This window comes from Amycolatopsis sp. cmx-11-12 (assembly GCF_046269425.1).
In the GTDB taxonomy this organism is placed as follows: Bacteria; Actinomycetota; Actinomycetes; order Mycobacteriales; family Pseudonocardiaceae; genus Amycolatopsis.
The window spans coordinates 142,837-161,052 of the sequence record NZ_JADNQM010000009.1; the positions used below are offsets into that span (position 1 = coordinate 142,837).

The window sequence follows — 18,216 nt, forward strand, 5'->3', positions numbered from 1 at the left end:
TGCCCGCCTTCGTGAGACTTTGTCAGATCCAGCCGCCGGTGAAGACGCTGACCACGGACGGCGAGCCGGGGTCGCCGGACAGGGTGGCGAGCGGGTTGGCGCTCAGCCGCGGTTTGCTGCCCGAGAGTGCGTGGTTGCGCGAGCCGACCTCGAGGGCGCGCGGCAGGTTCACGGCGCCGAGGGCGTCTTCGGTGGCGTGCAGATCTCTTTCGTACATTCGGGTTTTCTCCTCATACTCGGTTTGACGGCGGAACGATGGTGGCCGCCGGATGCGGCCGGTCGGGGCGGAGCAGCAGTGCGGACGGGACCCGGTCGCCGAATCCCAGCCGCAGCAGCCCGTAGCCGATGCCCGCCAGACCGCTCAGCAGCCCGGGCGAGGGGATCGCGCCGGGGGTCCCGCAGCGCGCACCGCGCTGGTCGACGGCGGCGAACAGATGCCCGGTCCGCCGCCGTACCGCCGCGGCGGCGCCAGTGTGCCCGTTCTCCGCCAGCACGCACAACACTTCCAAGACTCCGGACTCGCCGTGGCACAGGCTGAGATCCCGCAAGGGTGCCCCGTCGGACAATCGTTTGACGGTCCGGTCCAGTTCCAGGGCACTGGCGGGATCGGGCAGGTGAGCCGCCAGACCGAGAGTGGCACCCGCGAGGCCGTCGCACCAGCCGCCGGTGCTTTCCGCCCGATCGTCCGCCTTTCCGGGCGGTTCTTCGCCGGTCCGGTCGGCTGCCCGCAGGACCCAGTCGATCCCGGCGGAACCGTGCGCGAAACCTGTCCCTTGTGGACGTTCGCGGTCGAGCAGCCGTTCGGTGTAGCGGTCCGCTCGCGTCAGCGCCGTCTCCAGTCCTGTTTGGACATACACCGAGCGCATCGAGGCGACGCCGCCCGCGAGTCCCGTCGTGAATCCGGACGGCGTCTCGGCGGTGGTGTCGGGCATCAGTTCGACGGCCTGTTCGATGAGGTCTCCGGCGGGAAGGCCGACCAGGGTGCTGAGCCGGGCGATCGTGTACGCGACGCCGCCGAGCCCCAGGAGCCCTCCGCAGCCGGCTGTGGCGGCCAGCTCACGGTCGGCCCGGAGCGTGGAGAAGAGGCCGGGGAGCGGCGTGATCGCATACGTGGCCAGGTCGCGGTAGCGCGCGATCCCGGTCAGCTCGGCGAGCTGGGCGAGGAACAGGGCGACGCCGCAGTAGCCCTCGCCGAGACCCGCGCCCATCGGCAGCACGGTCCAGTAGCGGTCGTCGACGAGTTCGATGCCGAGCCAGTTGGAGCGGCGTTCGTCGGAGAAGGCGGTGGCGACGAGGTGATCGGCGATCCCGCACGCGGCGACCAGCAGCCGTTCCGCGTCGGGCGCCTGGTTCGGCACCGCCGTTTCGACGGTCTCGCCACCACTGTGCTGCCCGGCGGTCGCCGTGCTGATGGCGAGGGTGGCCGAGATCAGCCACTCCTGGTCGCGCTGGTCGAGCGGGTCCATGTCGGCGACCTTCGCGAGCACGGTGTCCAGCGACGGCCGGTCGACGACGCCCTCGACGCTGTCGCCGCGTGAATCCAGCAGCGACGTCGAGCCGGGGTTCGAGGTGAACATCGGGACGTCGCCCGCCCACAGGTCGGCCCGCTCGTGCGGCACGAGCCGGAGGAGCTTCTCCTCGCCCGCCGAGTCTTCTTCCAGCAGGTCGAACGCGTGGTCACGGTCGGCGGCGTCGCGCAGGAGGTCGGGATGGGTGGTCTCGTCCAGCAGGCGGAAGTAGAAGTTCGTCGGCCGGATGAGCACCCGGGTGGGGTCTTCGGCGCAGCGCCGGAGATGCTCGGCGAGTTCGTCCCGCGCGCTGGAGATCGCGTCGTAGCCGAGCCGGAATCCGGCCAGCAACGCCGCACTGTGCTCGACCGGGGCGATGTCGCGGCCGTCGAGGCGCGGCAGGTTGTTCCCACCCGCGAGTTCGCCGGGCACGCGGACCAGCCGCATCCGGTCGGTGCCGGGATCGGCCCAATCGACCCGGTCGGTGGGCAGCCTGCCGCCGCGGCCCGCGAGCCCGGAGATGTCGACGGCGCTGTGTTCCCCGGCGAAGAGCTGGGGGAGCAGCAACGTGCGCTGGACCGATCGCGCCAGCATCGCGGCCGCCGGGTCGCCGTCCGTCGGAACGGCGGGCGAGGGTTGGAAGAGCGTCTCGATGTCGATCAGCACCGGCTGGTCGCCGCTCGCGATGATGTTCTCGTAATGCACATCGGTGGCGTCGAGCGCGTGCAGGAGCGCCAGCAGGATGCCCTGGCGGCGGTAGAACCGGTCGACGTCGGCGATGTCGGCGCACGGCCGGTGCTCGACGAACCGCAGCCAGCCGTAGCCGTCGCGCGGAAGTGCGTCGGCGGTCCGCAGTTCGAGGCCGGGAAGTCGTTTGTTGAGCCGTTCGACGACCTCGGTGAAACGCTCGTGCAGGATCAGCGGGCGGGGTTTGTAGATCACCTTGGCGCCGCTGGAGAAGCGGAGCAGTTTGACCGAACGTCCTCGCGCGTGCGAGTCGCCGATCCCGCCCGCGACCTCGACGAGCGTGCCGAGTTCACCGTCCGCGACCGAGCAAGGGAGAGCGGCGGCGTCGGCGGAGAAGCGGGTCAGCATCTCGGCATGGGCTTCGGCGGCGTGGAGACAGGCCTGCGCGATCAGCCGGGCCAGAACCGGGTACTCGCCGAACAGCCGGACGAGCCCGGCCGGAGTGGACTGCTGCCGCACGAAGTCCGCGAAGCGTTCTTCAGGCGTTTCGCCCTGGAGGGTCCCGGCCTTGCGGGCCCGGTGGAGTTCGAGGACCAGGGTGCGGACAGAGAGCTTGAGCAGATGCTGGTCGAGTTGAGCCGCGAAGCCCCGGCGGAGTGCGCCGACGTCCGCGTCGGCGAGTCCATCGGGAACCGCTTCACGGTAGGCGGTCTCGACGAACGACCTGAAGACCCCGGCGAACGCGAGACGCCAGTCACCGACTGGGGGGCGCTCCGGCAGAAGCGCGGTGACAGCGTGTTCGGCGAAGTCGGCCCATGCGGGCTTGTCCGTTGTCCGTTCGCGCGGGGTCTGGCCGTGCACCCACCACTTCAGCAGCAGGGACGTCGCCGATGGCTGGGGCGTCACAGCAGTGATGCTTTCAGTTCGGCGGTGCCCGCACATGGGGGTGCGTCCCCCACATTCAGCGCACGCACGAAGGTGCCCGGAGAGTGACGCTCATCTACCGCAAGTAGTCGACTACTTGCGGTAGGAGGAGTGACCCGTCGCCCCTGAATATGGGGTCCCGGTACCCATGCGCCGGGACCGGTCCCGGGCACACCATGGTCTGGTGGCGGGGGAGTCGGGGCGATCGTAGGGGGATCGCCGCGATGCCGGGCGCGGGCCGGTTCACTGGGGGTGCGGCCCGCGCCGCGGGAGTGGGTCTTCACATGTGTCCACGCGGCGGTCGTGACGGGTCGGGGCGGCCCACCAATGGTAGGAATGCCTGGTGACCGAACCGAATCTGATCGAAGCAGCCGCCGAAGAGGCAGTCACCCTCACCAGTGAACTGATCCGCATCGACACCACCAACACGGGTGATCCCGACACACTCGTCGGTGAACGCGCCGCGGCGGAGTACGTCGCCGAGAAGCTCACCGACGCGGGCTACGAGATCACCTATGTCGAGTCGGGCGGCAAGGACCGCCACAACGTCATCGTCCGGCTGCCGGGCGCCGACCCGTCGCGGGGCGCGCTCCTGATCCACGGTCACCTCGACGCCGTCCCCGCCGACGCTTCCGAGTGGTCGGTGCACCCGTTCTCCGGCGCGATCCAGGACGACTACGTCTGGGGCCGCGGCGCCGTCGATATGAAGGACATGTGCGGAATGGCGCTCGCGCTCGCCCGCCACTACAAGATCAACGGCATCGTTCCGCCGCGTGACCTCGTCTTCGCGTTCCTCGCCGACGAAGAGGCGGGCGGTAAGTACGGCGCGCAGTGGCTGGTCGAGAACCGGCCCGAGCTGTTCGAGGGCGTCACCGAGGCGATCAGCGAGGTCGGTGGTTTCTCGATCACGCTGAAGGACAACGTCCGCGCGTACCTCATCGAGACGGCCGAAAAGGGCATCCGCTGGATGAAGCTGCGGGTGCGCGGCACCGCGGGCCACGGCTCGATGATCCACCGCGACAACGCCGTCACCAAGCTGGCCGAGGCCGTCGCCAGGCTCGGCAACCACCGCTTCCCGCTGGTCATGACCGACTCCGTCCGCGAGTTCCTGGACGGCGTCACCGAGATCACCGGCTGGGACTTCCCCGAGGACGACATCGAGGGTTCCGTCGCCAAGCTCGGCAACATCTCCCGGATGATCGGCGCGACCCTGCGCGACACGGCGAACCCGACGATGCTCACCGCGGGCTACAAGTCCAACGTCATCCCCTCGGTCGCGGAGGCTTCGGTCGACTGCCGGATCCTTCCCGGCCGTCTCGAAGCCTTCAACGCCGAGCTGGAGGAGATCCTCGGCCCGGACATCGAGAAGGAGTGGATGGAGCTGCCGCCGGTCGAGACGACCTTCGACGGCGCCCTCGTCGACGCGATGACCAACGCGGTCCTCGCCGAGGACCCTGGCGCTCGCACACTTCCGTACATGCTCTCCGGTGGCACGGACGCGAAGTCGTTCCAGTCCCTCGGGATCCGCAACTTCGGGTTTGCCCCGTTGCAGCTGCCCGCGGACCTCGACTTCTCGGCGCTGTTCCACGGGGTCGATGAGCGGGTCCCGGTCGACGCGCTGAAGTTCGGCGTGCGCGTGCTCGACCGCTTCCTCCGCTCAGTCTGATGCCCGGTCTGCTGGTCGCCGACGGAACACCCCTGCATTTCGAGCGCTGGGGTGAGCCGTCGGCACCGGTGACCGTGGTTCTCCTCCACGGGTACGCCCTCGACAGGCGGAGCTGGCGTGCCGTCGCGCCGGTGCTGGCGGAAGCCGGGGAGGAGCCGATCGCGGTCCTGGCCTACGACCAGCGCGGGCACGGCGAATCCGGCGACGTCCGGCCGGCGTCGGCGACCATGGGGCACCTCGCCGACGACCTGGCCGAGGTGCTGGACAAGGTGGTTCCCGACGGCCGGGTCGTCCTGGTCGGCCACGACATGGGCGGCCTCGCGATCCTGTCGCTCGCCCAGCGCCACCCGGACGTCTTCGCGGCGAGGGTGGCGGGAATCGGGCTGCTCGCCATGTCGGCGGGCGGTGTCACGCCGGACGCGATCTGGCCGAACGCGCTCGGAAAACTCGGCCGGGACCTGGAAATGGTCTTCGGGACGAAGCTGATCGGCCTGGTGCGCGAGCATACGAGCAAGGCGGTGACCGCCGGGCTGCGCTGGTGGCTCTTCGGGGACGACCCGGTACCCGGCGACGTCGAACTGACCGTGCGGATGATCCGCGGCAACTGGCCGCAGACGGTGTCCGCGTTCCGGCCAGCCTTGGACGCCTACACGCGGGAATCGGCGTTGTCGCAGGTCGGCGCGGTGCCGGTGACCGCGATCGTGGGGGAGCGCGACAAGCTCGTGCCCACGGCGGACGTCGAGGAACTGGCGGGTGCGGTGGAGAACGGGACGTCCGTGGTGCTGCCCGGTGTCGGGCACGTCGTCCCGCTGGAGGCCGCGCCGCAGGTGGTGCCGCGCCTTCTGGCCCTGGCGAACCAGGCCCGCCGACAAACCTAGCTTCCTTGACAACTTCTCTTTTCGGTGGCACCTTCATGCCATGTTCTCCGTAGCGGTGATCGAGGACGCGGAAGCGGCCGAAGTTTCGCTGGACCCGGTCCGGGCCCGGCTGCTCGCCGAACTCGCCGAACCGGCGTCGGCGACGATGCTGGCCGGGCGGGTGGACCTGCCGAGACAGAAGGTGAACTACCACCTGCGCGCGCTCGAGAAGCACGGGTTGGTCGAGCTCGTCGAGGAGCGGCGCAAGGGCAACGTCACCGAGCGCATGATGCGCGCGACGGCGTCGTCCTACGTGATCTCGCCGACCGCGTTGTCCGCGGTGCAGCCCGACCCGGCCCAGTCTCCGGACCGGCTCTCCGCGCGCTGGCTGCTCGCGGTGGCGGGCAGACTGGTGCGCGACGTCGGCGTGCTGATCACCGGTTCGACCAAGGCACGCAAGCGGGTCGCCACCTTCGCGATCGACGGCGAGGTGCGGTTCTCTTCCGCCGAGGACAGGGCGGCGTTCGCCGAGGAACTCACCGTCGCGATCACGAACCTCGTGAGCAAATACCACGACGAAGGCGCCGAGCAGGGCCGCGACCACCGGATCGTCGTCGCCGTCCACCCGAGCGTCAAACCCGAGCCCGAGGAGCACTGAATGGGCCACGAATTCGAAGTCACCGACCGCCTCGAGATCGACGCGACGCCGGAGCAGGTCTGGGACGCGATCGCGACCGGCCAGGGGATCACGTCGTGGTTCATGGGGCGCAACGAGGTCGACGGCGGTGTCGGTGGCACCGTGAAGACCGCGTTCGGCGGCTACGAACCCTCGTCGGCGATCACCGCGTGGGATCCGCTGGAACGGCTCGTCTACGGCACGGAACCCGGGCCGGACGGGCGGTTCGTCGCCTACGAGTTCCTCATCGAGGGCCGCGCCGGCGCCAGTACCGTACTGCGGACCGTGACGAGTGGCTTCCTCCCCGGCGACGACTGGGAAGACGAGTTCGAGGCGATGACCGCGGGCGGCGAGCTGTTCTTCCGCACGCTGATCGAGTACCTGACCACGTTCCCGGGGCGGAGGGCCGAGCCGCTGACGGTGTTCGGTCCGATGATCGAAGACTGGGATCGCGCGTGGCTCACGCTCGGCAGGGAACTCGGCCTGGCGGGGCGGCCGGAAACGGGGGACCGGGTCCGGCTGTCGACCGGCTCGGTGTCCACTGTGGAGGGAGAGGTCTACCTGGCGAACGAGCAGACGGTCGGGATCCGGACCCCGGACGCGCTCCTCCGGTTCGTCCGCGGCTTCCGGGGGCCGATGGTCGCGATGCATCACCTGTTCGGCGAGGTCGACCCCGAAAAGCAGGAGAAGATCTGGGCGGACTGGCTCGCCCGCGTGTTCAGGTGATCAGGCCGGGCAGGGGTGTGGCGGTGCGCTTGCGGCGCAACCACACCCTCCGCGTCCCATCGGAGTAGAGCCGGACGGTCGAGAGCTCCCAGCCGGCGAACTCGGCGTGGATCGACAGCTGTGTCGCCGCCGCCCGCCTGGAAACACCGGGAGGCAACTGCAGCCGCCGGTACTCCCAATCCCCTTCGACCACCGCCTCGTCCACCACTGTCATGGCGTGATCACCTGGATCCCTTCTCCGATGGCCGAGCCGACGACCACGCGGCCGCCCTGCTCGTCGACGGTGACCGAATCTGGCTGCCGCAGCGTGGGGAACCGGTGCTTCTCGATCGGTTCCCCGCCGCGGACGTCGAAGCCGACGACCTCGTTGCGTTCGGTGAGGGTGACCCAGGCGAGGCCACGGGTGCGGTCGTAGGCGATGCCGTACGCCCCGCCGGGGACGGGGTAACGCTGGCGCAGCAACAGCGGCGTCGTGGAGAACGCCAGCAGCGCGCCCGCTCGCGCGTCGGTGACGAAGACGCGCCCGAGGTCGTCGGTGACCGCGTTGGCCGCGCCGTCGCCCGCGCGCAGGCCTTCGCCGATCTTGCCCTCGGCCAGGTCGACCGAGAACAGGGCCGTGCGCAGCTTGTCGAGGACGACCACGCCGTCACCGGTGTTCAGGACGTCGTCGGCGCTGTAGAGCTGGCCGGTGATGCTCTTCGGGCCCGCGTTCTTAGACAGCACCTCGACAGTCTTGCGGTCGCGGACCGAGACCAGCGTCGCGTCGCCGTCGGTGAGCCCTGCCGACGGCTGCCCCGCGACCGGGACCGTCTCCAGTGCGCCGCCGGGCAGGGAGACCTTCGCCAGGACGCTCTTGCCGGGAACGCTGGCGAGCACCTGCGAACCGGAGACCGTGAGCCGCTCCGCCGGACCGGGCAAGGCCACGGTCGTCTTCGGGGCGTCGAGGGAGGCGAGATCGTAGATGCGCAGCGAAGGCGGCTCCGAGACCGCGACGACGAGCGTCTTGGTCGCCTCATCGGTGACCAGCGCCTTCACTCCCGGCCCGGCGAACACCGAACCCGCGGGTTTGACCATCACGGCGGGGGAGACCGCCGCTGTCACCGCGACGGGGTTCTGCACGACCTGCAAGGTGTCGTTCGGGGTGTCGTCCGTACTACAGGACGAGAGCACCAGGGCACCGGCGAGCGGGATCGCGATCCGGGAAACGGCGGACAGCCGACCCACCTTGGTGCCTCCACCTGCTATTCGTCGAACGGACCTGTCCAGCATCCCCCAGGAACCCCACCGCGTCACGTCTGTGTCACCCAACAGTCACCTAATCCAGTAATCGGGACGGCTCAAAGGCCGCGTTCGGGGTAGCCGACCTCGATCGCGCTGACGTCGTCGAGCGCAGAGCGGATGGCGGGCGGGAGCGTGATCTCCTCTGCCGTGAGCGACCCGGTCAGCTGACCGGTGTCACGGGCTCCGACCACGGGCGCGACCACTCCCGGCCGGTCGCGGACCCACGCCAGCGCGACGGCCAGCGGCGAGGTCCCGAGGCCGTCGGCGGCGGTCGCGACCGCCTGCACGATCCTGGCCGCGCGTTCGGTCCGGTGATGTTCGACATAGCCCGCGAAAACACTCGACGCGCCACGTGAATCGGCGGGCGTCCCGGTGCGGTACTTGCCGGTGAGCACGCCACGGCCGAGCGGCGCCCACGGCAGGATCCCGATGCCGTGGTGCTCGGCCGCCGGCACCACCTCGCGGTCGATCCCGCGCTCCAGCAGCGAGTACTCGACCTGCGTCGAGACCAGCCGCGCGACGGCGGAGCTGCGGGACGCCGCGGTCGCCAGCTGCCAGCCGGAGTAGTTGGAGACGCCGACGTAGCGCGCCTTGCCGGTGGTCACGGCGTAGTCGAGGGCGGCGAGCGTCTCGTCGACCGGCACGGTGGTGTCCCAAGCGTGCAGCTGCCAGAGGTCGATGTGGTCGGTGCCGAGGCGGCGCAGCGAACCGTCGAGCGCGGTGAGCAGGGCACCGCGCGAGGCTCCGCCGCCGAACGGGCCGTCGGCGCGGCGGGCGACGGCCTTGGTGGCGAGCACGATGTCGTCACGGGGGACCAGGTCCCCGAGCAGGGCGCCGAGGACGCGTTCGCTCTCGCCCTCGCTGTAGATGTCGGCGGTGTCGACCAGGGTGCCCCCGGCGTCGACGAACGCGACCAGCTGGCTGGCCGCCTCCTCCGAGTCGGTGTCGCCACCCCACGTCATGGTCCCGAGGGCCATCCGCGAGACCCGCAGTCCCGACCGGCCGAGCTGTCGCTTTTCCACGACGGGCGAGCCTAGCCGGAAGGCAAGTGCGGGACACGGAGCAGGTGAGCGTGTCGTGATCGAGTACCACCGGCCGGGTCACCGCGGTGTCAACACCCTGAACGGAGGAGTGACACTCCGATGGATACATTCACGCCGTGCGACTCGGACTGAATTTGGGCTATTGGGGCGCGGGCAACGACGCGGCCAACCTGGCATTGGCGAAGAAGGCGGACGAACTGGGCTACGCGGTCGTCTGGGCCGCGGAGGCGTACGGCTCGGACGCGCCGACGGTGCTGGCGTGGGTGGCGGCACAGACCTCCCGGATCGACGTCGGCAGCGCGGTCCTGCAGATCCCCGCGCGGACCCCGGCGATGACCGCGATGACCGCCGCGACCCTGGACACGCTGTCGGGCGGGCGCTTCCGCCTCGGCCTCGGCGTTTCCGGCCCGCAAGTGTCCGAAGGCTGGCACGGCGTGAAGTTCGCGTCGCCGCTCGGCCGCACCCGCGAATACGTCGAGATCGTCCGCAAGGCGCTGGCCCGCCAGCGGGTCAAGTACGACGGCGACCACTTCCAGCTGCCCCTGCCCGACGGGCCCGGCAAGGCACTGACGCTGACCGTGCACCCCGTGCGCGAAGAGATCCCCGTGTACCTGGCCGCCATCGGCCCGAAGAACCTCGAACTGACCGGCGAGATCGCGAACGGCTGGCTGCCGGTGTTCTTCTCGCCCGAGCACGCCGGAGAGCAGCTGAAGCTGATCCAGGCCGGTGCGGAGAAGGCCGACCGCACGCTGGACGGCTTCGACGTCGTGCCCACCGTCCCGCTCGTGGTCGGTGACGACTGGAAGGCCTGCGCCGACGCGGTCCGCGGGTACGCGGCGCTGTACCTCGGCGGGATGGGCAGCCGGGAGAAGAACTTCTACAACCAGCTCGCCTGCCGGATGGGCTTCGAGCGCGAAGCGGCCGACGTCCAGCAGAAGTACCTGGGCCGGGACTACGAGGGCGCCATGGCGGCCGTCCCGCTGGAGTTCATCGACGCGACATCGCTGCTGGGACCCAAGGAACGGATAGCCGACCGGATGCGGGCCTTCGCCGGGGCGGGTGTCACGACGCTGACCGTCGCGCCGTCCATGCCGGACCCCGAGAGCTCCGCACACGCTCTCGAGGTCGCCGCCGAAGCCATCGAACTGGCCGGTGTCGCCTGATGGGATGGTTCGAAGCACTGGTCCTCGGCCTCGTCCAGGGCCTGACCGAGTTCCTCCCGATCTCTTCCAGCGCGCACCTGCGGATCACCGCGGCGCTCGTCGGCTGGGACGACCCGGGCGCCGCGTTCACCGCGGTGACCCAGATCGGCACCGAACTCGCGGTCATCCTGTACTTCTCCAGCAAGATCGGGAAGATCCTCCGCGCTTGGTTCTTCTCGATCTACAAGAAGGACTGGCGGCAGGACCCGGATGCCCGGCTCGGCTGGCTGATCATCATCGGCTCGCTGCCGATCGGCGTGCTCGGTCTGCTGCTGCAGGATCAGATCGACCAGACCTTCCGTGACCTGCGGATCACCGCGACCACCCTCATCGTGTTCGGCCTGATCCTCCTGGTGGCCGACCGGATCGGGAAGCAAGAGCGGACGCTCGACCACCTGACGGTCAAACACGGTCTCGGGTTCGGCTTCGCGCAGGCACTGGCGCTGATCCCGGGTGTCTCCCGGTCCGGCGGCACCACCAGCGCCGGGCTGCTGCTCGGCTACACCCGCGCGGAAGCGGCGGAGTACTCCTTCCTGCTGGCCCTGCCCGCGGTGTTCAGCTCCGGTCTGTACAAGCTGACCGACATCGGCAAGGACGGCGCCCCGGCGCAGTGGGGGCCGACGATCCTGGCGACGCTGGTCGCGTTCGGCGTCGGGTACGCCGTCATCGCCTGGCTGATGTCCTACATCAAGACCAAGAGCTTCGTGCCGTTCGTGATCTACCGGCTCGTGCTCGGCGTCCTGCTGTTCGTGCTGATCTTCACCGGCGTCCTCGACCCCGGCGCGGGTCCGCACATCTAACCCCTCGCGATTCGGCACCTGGTTGCGGTCGTCGCACGCGCAAGGATCGCAACCAGGTGCCGAATCGCGGGAGCGGGCAAAGCACGACACGTAGGGTGGGCCACGTGAGTACTGTGATCCTTCTGCGCCACGGCAAGTCCACGGCGAACGGTTCGGGCGTCCTCGCCGGGCGCACGCCCAAGGTCGGCCTGGACGACACCGGCCGCGTGCAGGCGGCCGCGCTCGTCGAGCGTCTGGCGCCGGTCCCGCTCGCCGAAATCGTGGTCTCGCCGATGCTCCGCTGCCGCCAGACGGTCGCGAAGCTGGCCGAGGCGCGCGGTCTCGACAAGATCAAAGAGCCCGGTTTGTCCGAAGTGGACTACGGCGAATGGACCGGCCGCGCACTCAAGGATCTGTTCAAGGAACCCCTGTGGCGGGTGGTGCAGGCGCATCCGTCGGCCGCGATCTTCCCCGGCGGGGAAGGACTGGCCGAGATGCAGGCGCGTTCGGTCGCGGCCGTCCGCGCGCACGACGCCCGGATCACCGCGAAGTACGGCGAGAACGCGGTCTGGCTCCTGTGCAGCCACGGCGACGTGATCAAGTCGATCCTCGCCGACGCGCTCGGCCAGCATCTCGACGCCTTCCAGCGGATCGTGGTCGACCCGGCCTCGGTTTCGGTCGTCCGCTACACCGAGACTCGTCCGTTCGTGTTGCGCGTCAACGACAACGGCGGTGACCTCGCCGGTATCGCCCCGCCGGAACCCAAGGCCAAAGCCAAGCGCGGCAAGGGGAAGCAGAGCTCCGACGCGGTGGTGGGCGGTACCACCGGAGCGTGACCATCGCCGTCCGCGGTGTCACCGCCAGGACGGCATCCACCGGCCCCTCGCTGCCCGTAAGGTGGCGAGACCAGCAGATTCGACGACCCGGGAGCAACACCGATGATTCCGCAGGACAACCCGTTCGCCGCGCCGAGTGAGCTGCCCTACGCCCTTCCGCCGTTCGACCGGATCGCCGACGAGCACTTCCTCCCCGCCTTCGAGGCGGGCCTGGCCGAGCACGTCGCGGAGATCGACGAAATCGCCGGTTCCGCCGAACCGCCGACCTTCGAGAACACCATCGCCGCGCTCGAGAAGTCTGGCAGGCTGCTGTCCCGTGTCTCCAGCGTGTTCTTCAACCTCGCCGGATCGAACGCGAACGACGAGATCCAGCGCGTGCAGGCCGAAATGGCGCCGCGGCTGGCCGCGCACGCCGACGCGATCAACCTGAACCCCGCGTTGTTCGCCCGGATCAATTCGCTGTTCGAGCGCAAGGACGAACTCGGCCTCGACACCGAGTCGCTGCGACTGCTGGAGCGGCACCACACCGACGTCCGTCGCGCCGGCGCCGGGCTTCCCGACGCCGACCAGAAGCGCCTGCGCGAGCTGAACGAGCAGCTCTCGACGCTCTCGACCCGCTTTCAACAGAACCTGCTGAAGGACACCAACGAACTCGCGGTGGTCGTCGACGACGTCGCGGAACTCACCGGATTGGGCGAGGACGAGATTGCCACGGCCGCCGAGACCGCCGGCGAGGAGGGCAAGTACGTCCTCAAGCTGACCCTGCCGACAGCGCAGGCGGCGCTGGCCTCGTTGGAGGATCGCGCCCTGCGCGAGCGGATCTTCACCGCGTCGGTGTCCCGCGGCAACCGGGGCAACGAGTTCGACAACAACGAGATCGTGGCCCAGCTGGTCCGGCTGCGTGCCGAGCGGGCCGCCGTGCTCGGCTTCCCCGACCACGCCTCGTACGTCATCGAAGACGAGACCGCGAAGACCGCCGAGGCCGCGGTCGGGCTGCTCGAACGCCTCGCACCGGTCGCGGTCGCCAACGCCAAGGCGGAGGCCGAAGAACTGCAGCGCTACCTCGAAGCCGACATCCCAGGCGCGATCCTGCGGCCGTGGGACTGGGCGTTCTACGCCGAGCGCGTCCGCAAGGACCGGTTCGAGGTCGACACCGCGGCGCTGCGCCCGTACTTCGAGCTGAACCGCGTCCTGACCGACGGCGTCTTCTTCGCCGCGACCAACCTCTACGGCCTGACCTTCACCGAGCGGGAAGACCTGCCGAAGTACCACCCCGAGGTCCGGATCTTCGAGGTCTTCGACGCCGACGGCACCGAACTCGGCCTGTTCCTGCTCGACTACTACGCCCGCGACTCGAAGCGCGGTGGCGCCTGGATGAACAACTTCGTCGACCAGACGAAGCTGCTGGGCACCAAGACGGTGGTGGTGAACGTGCTCAACGTCGCCAAGCCGCCGCCGGGGGAGCCGACCCTGCTGACCTTCGACGAGGTCGTCACCGCGTTCCACGAGTTCGGGCACGCGCTGCACTCGCTGCTTTCGGACGTCCAGTACCCGACGTTCTCCGGCACCAACGTCCCGCGCGACTTCGTCGAGTACCCCTCGCAGGTCAACGAGATGTGGATGCTCTGGCCCGAGGTGCTGGCCAACTACGCCAAGCACCACGTGACCGGCGAGCCACTGCCGCAGGAGCAGATCGACAAGCTCCTGGCGTCGCAGCAGTACGGCGAAGGGTTCTCCACGACCGAGTACCTCGCTGCGACGCTCCTCGACCAGGCGTGGCACGCGCTCGGCACCGAGGACGTCGTCGACGACGTCCAGCGGTTCGAGGCCGAGGCGCTGACGAAGGCCGGTGTCGCGCTGGAAGCCGTGCCGCCGCGCTACCGCACCACCTACTTCGCGCACATCTTCAGCGGTGGCTACAGCGCGGGGTACTACTCCTACATCTGGAGCGAGGTCCTCGACGCCGACACCGTGCAGTGGTTCCGCGAGAACGGTGGGCTCACCAGGAAGAACGGTGACCACTTCCGCCGCGAACTGCTCGGACGGGGCGGCAGCGTCGACCCGATGGCCGCGTTCCGTGCCTTCCGCGGCCGCGACCCGGAGATCGAGCCGCTGCTGAAGCGCCGCGGTCTCGCCGGGGCCTGACGGTGTGAAGGTCGAGTTTCCTACTCTCAGGGTAGGGAAGGGGGCCTTCACGCGCCGCTGCTGAGACCAGGATGAGGTTCGGCTCGGGGTGAGGGGAACTTTGAGGGGCCCTGGGTCCCTCAAAGAGTCCTTCACGGAACTCCCTGCCCGGACACCCCCAGTGCCCAGGCAGGGAGACCGCCGTCAGGCGGCGAGTTCTGCGACCGCCGCGGTCACGTCGTCCGGCACGGAACTGCGGGAACGATCCGGGAAGCGGCCGCAGCACTGGTGGGGGAGCGGTTCTTCGCCACCGAGCCTGCCGAACGCACTGAAGGTTCGACCAAAGTGTATAACGACCTATACGGCGTGGGTCAGGCCAAAACAGCTTCGAGCATCAGATAAACCCCACCGCCGAGGACGACGCCAGCGATCGTCCCGGCTGCGACCTCGGACCTGGTGTGGTCGCCGAGTTCGACGCGGGACCAGCAGATCCAGCCGACGCCGAGGAAGACCAAGGCGAGCCAGGGGCCGTATACGCGAATGAGCATGACGGCCGCGCCCGCCGCCACCATCGCGTGCATGGAGATCTTGAACTTGAAGCCGAAGGTGATCGCCAGCGCGGCGATCAGGCAGACGAGTTCGGCGGCGGCGAGCGCGATCATCTCGTGCGGAGCGCCGCCGGCGATCAGGATGACGAATCCGGCCGCCAGCGAGCCGATGCAGACCGCGAACGGGACGAGCCTGCCGGCGCGATCGGTCACGTGGTGGCTGTCCCACTTACCTTTCTTCGCGCCTCGCACGATCACCGCCATCGGGATCAGCGAACCGGTGACGCCGACGATGAGGCCCCACAGGACAGTCTCGCCGAGGTGATAACCGGTGACCTTCCAGGCGACGATCAGCGGCAGGCCGAGCACCCAGACCCACGGCGCGAGCACCTCGGTCGCGATCCGCGCGAGGCGGTGGCGTGTCCCGGCGGCTTCCGTGGTCGGCATGGCGCGTGGTCTCCTCGAGGATCGTGGCCGGAACGGCTCCTGCCGGGCGCGTGCCCGGCAGGAGCGTTGATCATCGTTCCAGACCGCGACGTCCCGCCCGCGCGAGGATGTCGGCGCCCGCCGGATCGGCCCGGACTTCCTTGTCGAAGTTCTCCTTGGACAGCAAGGTGTTCCCGGCCACGGTCACCGTCTCGGGCGGCTCGCCGTCCGGCTGGACGTCCCAGAAGTTGCCGAGGAAGGCGACGTTCTCCAGCGGCGGGCCGACCTGGAGCACGATCGGGGTGTCGGCGCCGTGGACGATGTTGCCGACGATGGTGATCCACGCGGCGCCGTAGTCGGCGTAGAGCCCGAAGTTGTACGAGGTGAGGACGTCACGGATCACGTTGCCGCGGACCACCGCGCCGCCGGCGAACGACGAGCCCTGCGGCGCGGAGAGGTAGATCCCGCCGCCGTCCATCAGCTTCCCCATGCTGCGTTCGACGAGGTTCGCGACCACCTGGGTGCCCTTGGCCCGCTCGCCGCCGGTGATCACGATGCCGTTGTGCGGAACGTCGTGGATCTCGTTGTGCGCCACGGTCGCCTCTTCGGACTCGACCACGATGACGGCGGACGAGCCGCGGTACTCGGTGCCGATGTGGTGGACGAGGTTGTCCTCGAGCGAGACCCGGGTGCTCTCGTGGACGGCGATCCCGCTGCCCGAGATCTCGTCGAAGACGTTCGACCGGATCTCGACGTCGGTGCTGTCCTCGACCAGCAGCCCTCCCGCGCCCAGACGCGTGAAGTGGTTGTCCTCCAGCGTGACCCGGCGGACCGCGGTGAAGCTGACATTGGCTGGCAGCTGGACCGGGCTCGCCGGGACATGGACGTAGCCCACGTCGGCGCCCATGTCGATCTTCTGGAACTCGCCCTGCTCATGGCGAGCGTTCCCGTGATAGTGCAGGTAGCCGCCGGTGCGGGTGGGACCAGACCAGGCCGCGTCGGCGAAGGTGAAACCGCGTAGCACGAGGTCGTGTACGCCCTGTCCGCTGACGAGCGTTTCGAGCACCGGGACGACGACGGTGGTCTTGCCGATCTCCTCGCCGGGGCGCGGGCGGTAGTGCAGGACATGGGCGCCCGGTTCGGAGCGGTCGACGGCGAAGGTGCCCGGCTCGGTCAGGAAAGCCACGTTGTTCTCGAGTACGGAAGGCGCGGCGAGACCGTCCCAAGTCCCGTCTCCACCGGCGCCGTACCACTTCGAGTCGTAGAGGGACTTGGCGTTGTCGAAGGCCGGTTGGGCCATGGTGATGGTGGTCGAGGAGTCGTCGCCGGAGATCGACGCGACCGCGAGGCGGGCTTCGGACCACGGGTAGACACCGGGGTAGACGAACTCCAGTCCGGACGGGTCCGGCCACGACTGGGGTTCCCCACTGTCCGTGACGTAACCAGTCCCGATTTTCGTCACGGTCCCCGGTAGGCCGCTCGTGCGGGCGGCCCGCGCGGCGGGGCGGCCGTCCACGGTGAGCCGTCGTGGTTCCAGATCGCCGATGGATACGGTCCAGGCGCCGTCGTCGCTGGTCGACCAGCCGGTGATCTCACGGCCGCCGCTCAGTTCGACCTTCGCCTGGTCAGGCGTTCCGTAGCCGTTTGCCTGGTAGATCACGCGGAAACCGTTCCTGCCGGAATCCGCCAGTGTGTCGTCGAAAGCAAGGGGTTCTTCGAGGTGGTAGACACCGCTGGTGAAGGTGACGACGATGTCCCCGGTCATTACGGCGGTGACGGCGCGGACAGCTTCTTGTGCCGCTTTCGGGGTGGCGAAGGGCCGGTCGACGCTGCCGGGCGAATCGTCCTGGCCGTCGGGGGAGACGTGGAACCTGATTTCGGGCATGCTGAAGCGCTCCTGAGGAATGTTTATGGGATATACTGAGGTTTACCAGCTAAACACGCGTGAGCGATGAGAGTCAAGGGAGAAGCGGTGGCTGAAGACGACGCGCAGCCGGATCCGGAGCGCGCGATCGAGCTGCTGTGGGGAGCGCCAGAGCCGGATCGGCCCGGGTTGAGCCTCGGCCGGATCATCGCGGCGGCGATCGATGTCGCGGACGCCGAAGGGCTCGGAGCGCTGTCGATGCGCAAGGTCGCGGAGCGCTTCGGTACCACCACGATGTCGCTCTACCGCTACATTCCCGGCAAAGCGGAGCTGGTGGAACTCATGCGTGACGCCGTGTACGGCGAGTCTCCCGTGGAGCCTGCGGACGGCCTTGACTGGCGGACCGGCCTCGAACGCTGGGCACGGCGGGCATGGGAACTGCACCGACGGCATCCCTGGCTGGTCAACAGTGCCGGAACCCGGCGCCTGCCGGGGCCGAACATCATGGCCGGCTACGACCACGCCCTCGACGTCGCGTCGCGCAGTGGTCTGGCGCCCGCGCAGGTGATCGCGGTGGTGAACCTGGTCGGCGGATTCGTCGAGTCCGTCGCGCGTCAGGCGGGGGAGACCGCGGAACTCCAGCGACGCACGGGTGTTTCCCATGAACAGTGGTGGAGCGAACGCGAGTCGCTGTTCGAGCGCCTCGACGTGTACCCGGCACTGGAGAGGTTATGGAAGGCCGGGGGCATGGACACGCCGCTCGACCCCTTCGAGTTCGGGCTGCAACGCACCCTCGACGGCGTCCAGATGCTCGTCGAGAGTCAGGGGAGTGAGGTAACGCGTGACGAAATTGGGGGAGGGGAGTGCGTCATGTGCGGCCAACCGCTGGACGGGGGAGGGCGGGGCAGACCCCGAGACTACTGCTCGAGGGCCTGTCAGCAGCGCGCCTATCGTCAGCGCCAGTCAACGCGCCCCTGAAGTCCAAGTGTATAACGCCCTATACCGTCGAGCAACTGACAAAATCAATCTTACCGACAGTAAAAATACCCGCATAGACAAAGAGGGGTGC

Annotated in this window: 16 protein-coding genes; 9 read left to right on the top strand and 7 right to left on the bottom strand. The window is 69.1% G+C overall.

From position 1 onward, the window contains the following. Window positions 1–22 precede the first annotated feature (22 nt). Together ACLARN_RS15215 and ACLARN_RS15220 are read right to left on the bottom strand one after the other, a co-directional pair. Complete coding sequence (locus tag ACLARN_RS15215) at window positions 23–217, bottom strand: hypothetical protein (protein WP_409492033.1); 195 nt, start codon at window positions 215–217, stop codon at window positions 23–25. Between the two features lie 13 nt (window positions 218–230). After that, window positions 231–3,101, bottom strand: a complete 2,871-nt coding sequence (locus tag ACLARN_RS15220) for a type 2 lanthipeptide synthetase LanM family protein (protein ID WP_409492034.1) — start codon at window positions 3,099–3,101, stop codon at window positions 231–233. A gap of 361 nt (window positions 3,102–3,462) precedes the next feature. Here ACLARN_RS15220 and ACLARN_RS15225 point away from each other — a divergent pair, with 361 nt between their 5' ends. From ACLARN_RS15225 to ACLARN_RS15240, 4 genes are read left to right on the top strand one after another with little or no spacing between them, the layout of a single operon-like run. Next, window positions 3,463–4,785 (top strand): M20/M25/M40 family metallo-hydrolase, encoded by a 1,323-nt coding sequence (locus tag ACLARN_RS15225; RefSeq protein WP_409492035.1) that lies wholly within the window; start codon window positions 3,463–3,465, stop codon window positions 4,783–4,785. Then, window positions 4,785–5,663 (top strand): alpha/beta fold hydrolase, encoded by an 879-nt coding sequence (locus tag ACLARN_RS15230; RefSeq protein WP_409492036.1) that lies wholly within the window; start codon window positions 4,785–4,787, stop codon window positions 5,661–5,663. The genes ACLARN_RS15225 and ACLARN_RS15230 overlap by 1 nt, the downstream gene beginning before the upstream one ends. Window positions 5,664–5,703: 40 nt before the next feature. Then, a complete protein-coding gene (locus ACLARN_RS15235; protein ID WP_409492037.1) occupies window positions 5,704–6,300 on the top strand; it encodes a winged helix-turn-helix domain-containing protein in 597 nt (198 codons plus the stop codon). Continuing rightward, window positions 6,301–7,044 (top strand): SRPBCC domain-containing protein, encoded by a 744-nt coding sequence (locus tag ACLARN_RS15240; RefSeq protein WP_409492038.1) that lies wholly within the window; start codon window positions 6,301–6,303, stop codon window positions 7,042–7,044. Here ACLARN_RS15240 and ACLARN_RS15245 read toward each other — a convergent pair. The 3 genes from ACLARN_RS15245 to ACLARN_RS15255 all read right to left on the bottom strand — a co-directional run bounded on the left by ACLARN_RS15245 (window position 7,037) and on the right by ACLARN_RS15255 (window position 9,347). Next, a complete protein-coding gene (locus tag ACLARN_RS15245; RefSeq protein WP_016334446.1) occupies window positions 7,037–7,258 on the bottom strand; it encodes a DUF5703 family protein in 222 nt (73 codons plus the stop codon). The genes ACLARN_RS15240 and ACLARN_RS15245 overlap by 8 nt on opposite strands. Next, window positions 7,255–8,268, bottom strand: a complete 1,014-nt coding sequence (locus ACLARN_RS15250; RefSeq protein ID WP_409492039.1) for a YncE family protein — start codon at window positions 8,266–8,268, stop codon at window positions 7,255–7,257. Before ACLARN_RS15250 ends, ACLARN_RS15245 begins: the two co-directional genes overlap by 4 nt. 113 nt (window positions 8,269–8,381) lie before the next feature. Then, the gene (locus ACLARN_RS15255) at window positions 8,382–9,347 is read right to left on the bottom strand and encodes an aldo/keto reductase (RefSeq protein WP_409492040.1); all 966 of its coding nucleotides are present in this window, start codon (window positions 9,345–9,347) and stop codon (window positions 8,382–8,384) included. A gap of 137 nt (window positions 9,348–9,484) precedes the next feature. On the opposite strand from ACLARN_RS15255, the gene ACLARN_RS15260 reads away from it, so the two are divergent. From ACLARN_RS15260 to ACLARN_RS15275, 4 genes are all read left to right on the top strand, one after another. Then, window positions 9,485–10,531 carry an LLM class F420-dependent oxidoreductase gene (locus ACLARN_RS15260; RefSeq protein WP_409492041.1) on the top strand — a complete coding sequence of 349 codons (1,047 nt, stop codon included), beginning with the start codon at window positions 9,485–9,487 and terminating at the stop codon, window positions 10,529–10,531. Next, window positions 10,531–11,370, top strand: coding sequence for an undecaprenyl-diphosphate phosphatase (locus ACLARN_RS15265; protein WP_409492042.1), 840 nt, complete (start codon window positions 10,531–10,533; stop codon window positions 11,368–11,370). The genes ACLARN_RS15260 and ACLARN_RS15265 overlap by 1 nt, the downstream gene beginning before the upstream one ends. Before the next feature lie 104 nt (window positions 11,371–11,474). Beyond that, complete coding sequence (locus tag ACLARN_RS15270) at window positions 11,475–12,185, top strand: histidine phosphatase family protein (RefSeq protein ID WP_409492043.1); 711 nt, start codon at window positions 11,475–11,477, stop codon at window positions 12,183–12,185. 102 nt (window positions 12,186–12,287) lie between these two features. Further along, window positions 12,288–14,330 (top strand): M3 family metallopeptidase, encoded by a 2,043-nt coding sequence (locus ACLARN_RS15275; protein ID WP_409492044.1) that lies wholly within the window; start codon window positions 12,288–12,290, stop codon window positions 14,328–14,330. A gap of 350 nt (window positions 14,331–14,680) precedes the next feature. On the opposite strand, the gene ACLARN_RS15280 is transcribed toward ACLARN_RS15275, so the two are convergent. Together ACLARN_RS15280 and ACLARN_RS15285 are read right to left on the bottom strand one after the other, a co-directional pair. Then, complete coding sequence (locus ACLARN_RS15280) at window positions 14,681–15,304, bottom strand: hypothetical protein (RefSeq protein ID WP_409492045.1); 624 nt, start codon at window positions 15,302–15,304, stop codon at window positions 14,681–14,683. A 70-nt stretch (window positions 15,305–15,374) separates the two neighbouring features. Further along, window positions 15,375–17,168, bottom strand: coding sequence for a right-handed parallel beta-helix repeat-containing protein (locus tag ACLARN_RS15285; RefSeq protein ID WP_409492046.1), 1,794 nt, complete (start codon window positions 17,166–17,168; stop codon window positions 15,375–15,377). Between the two features lie 87 nt (window positions 17,169–17,255). Between ACLARN_RS15285 and ACLARN_RS15290 the strand changes: the two genes are divergently transcribed. Beyond that, window positions 17,256–18,125 carry a TetR/AcrR family transcriptional regulator gene (locus ACLARN_RS15290; RefSeq protein ID WP_409492047.1) on the top strand — a complete coding sequence of 290 codons (870 nt, stop codon included), beginning with the start codon at window positions 17,256–17,258 and terminating at the stop codon, window positions 18,123–18,125. Window positions 18,126–18,216 lie beyond the last annotated feature (91 nt).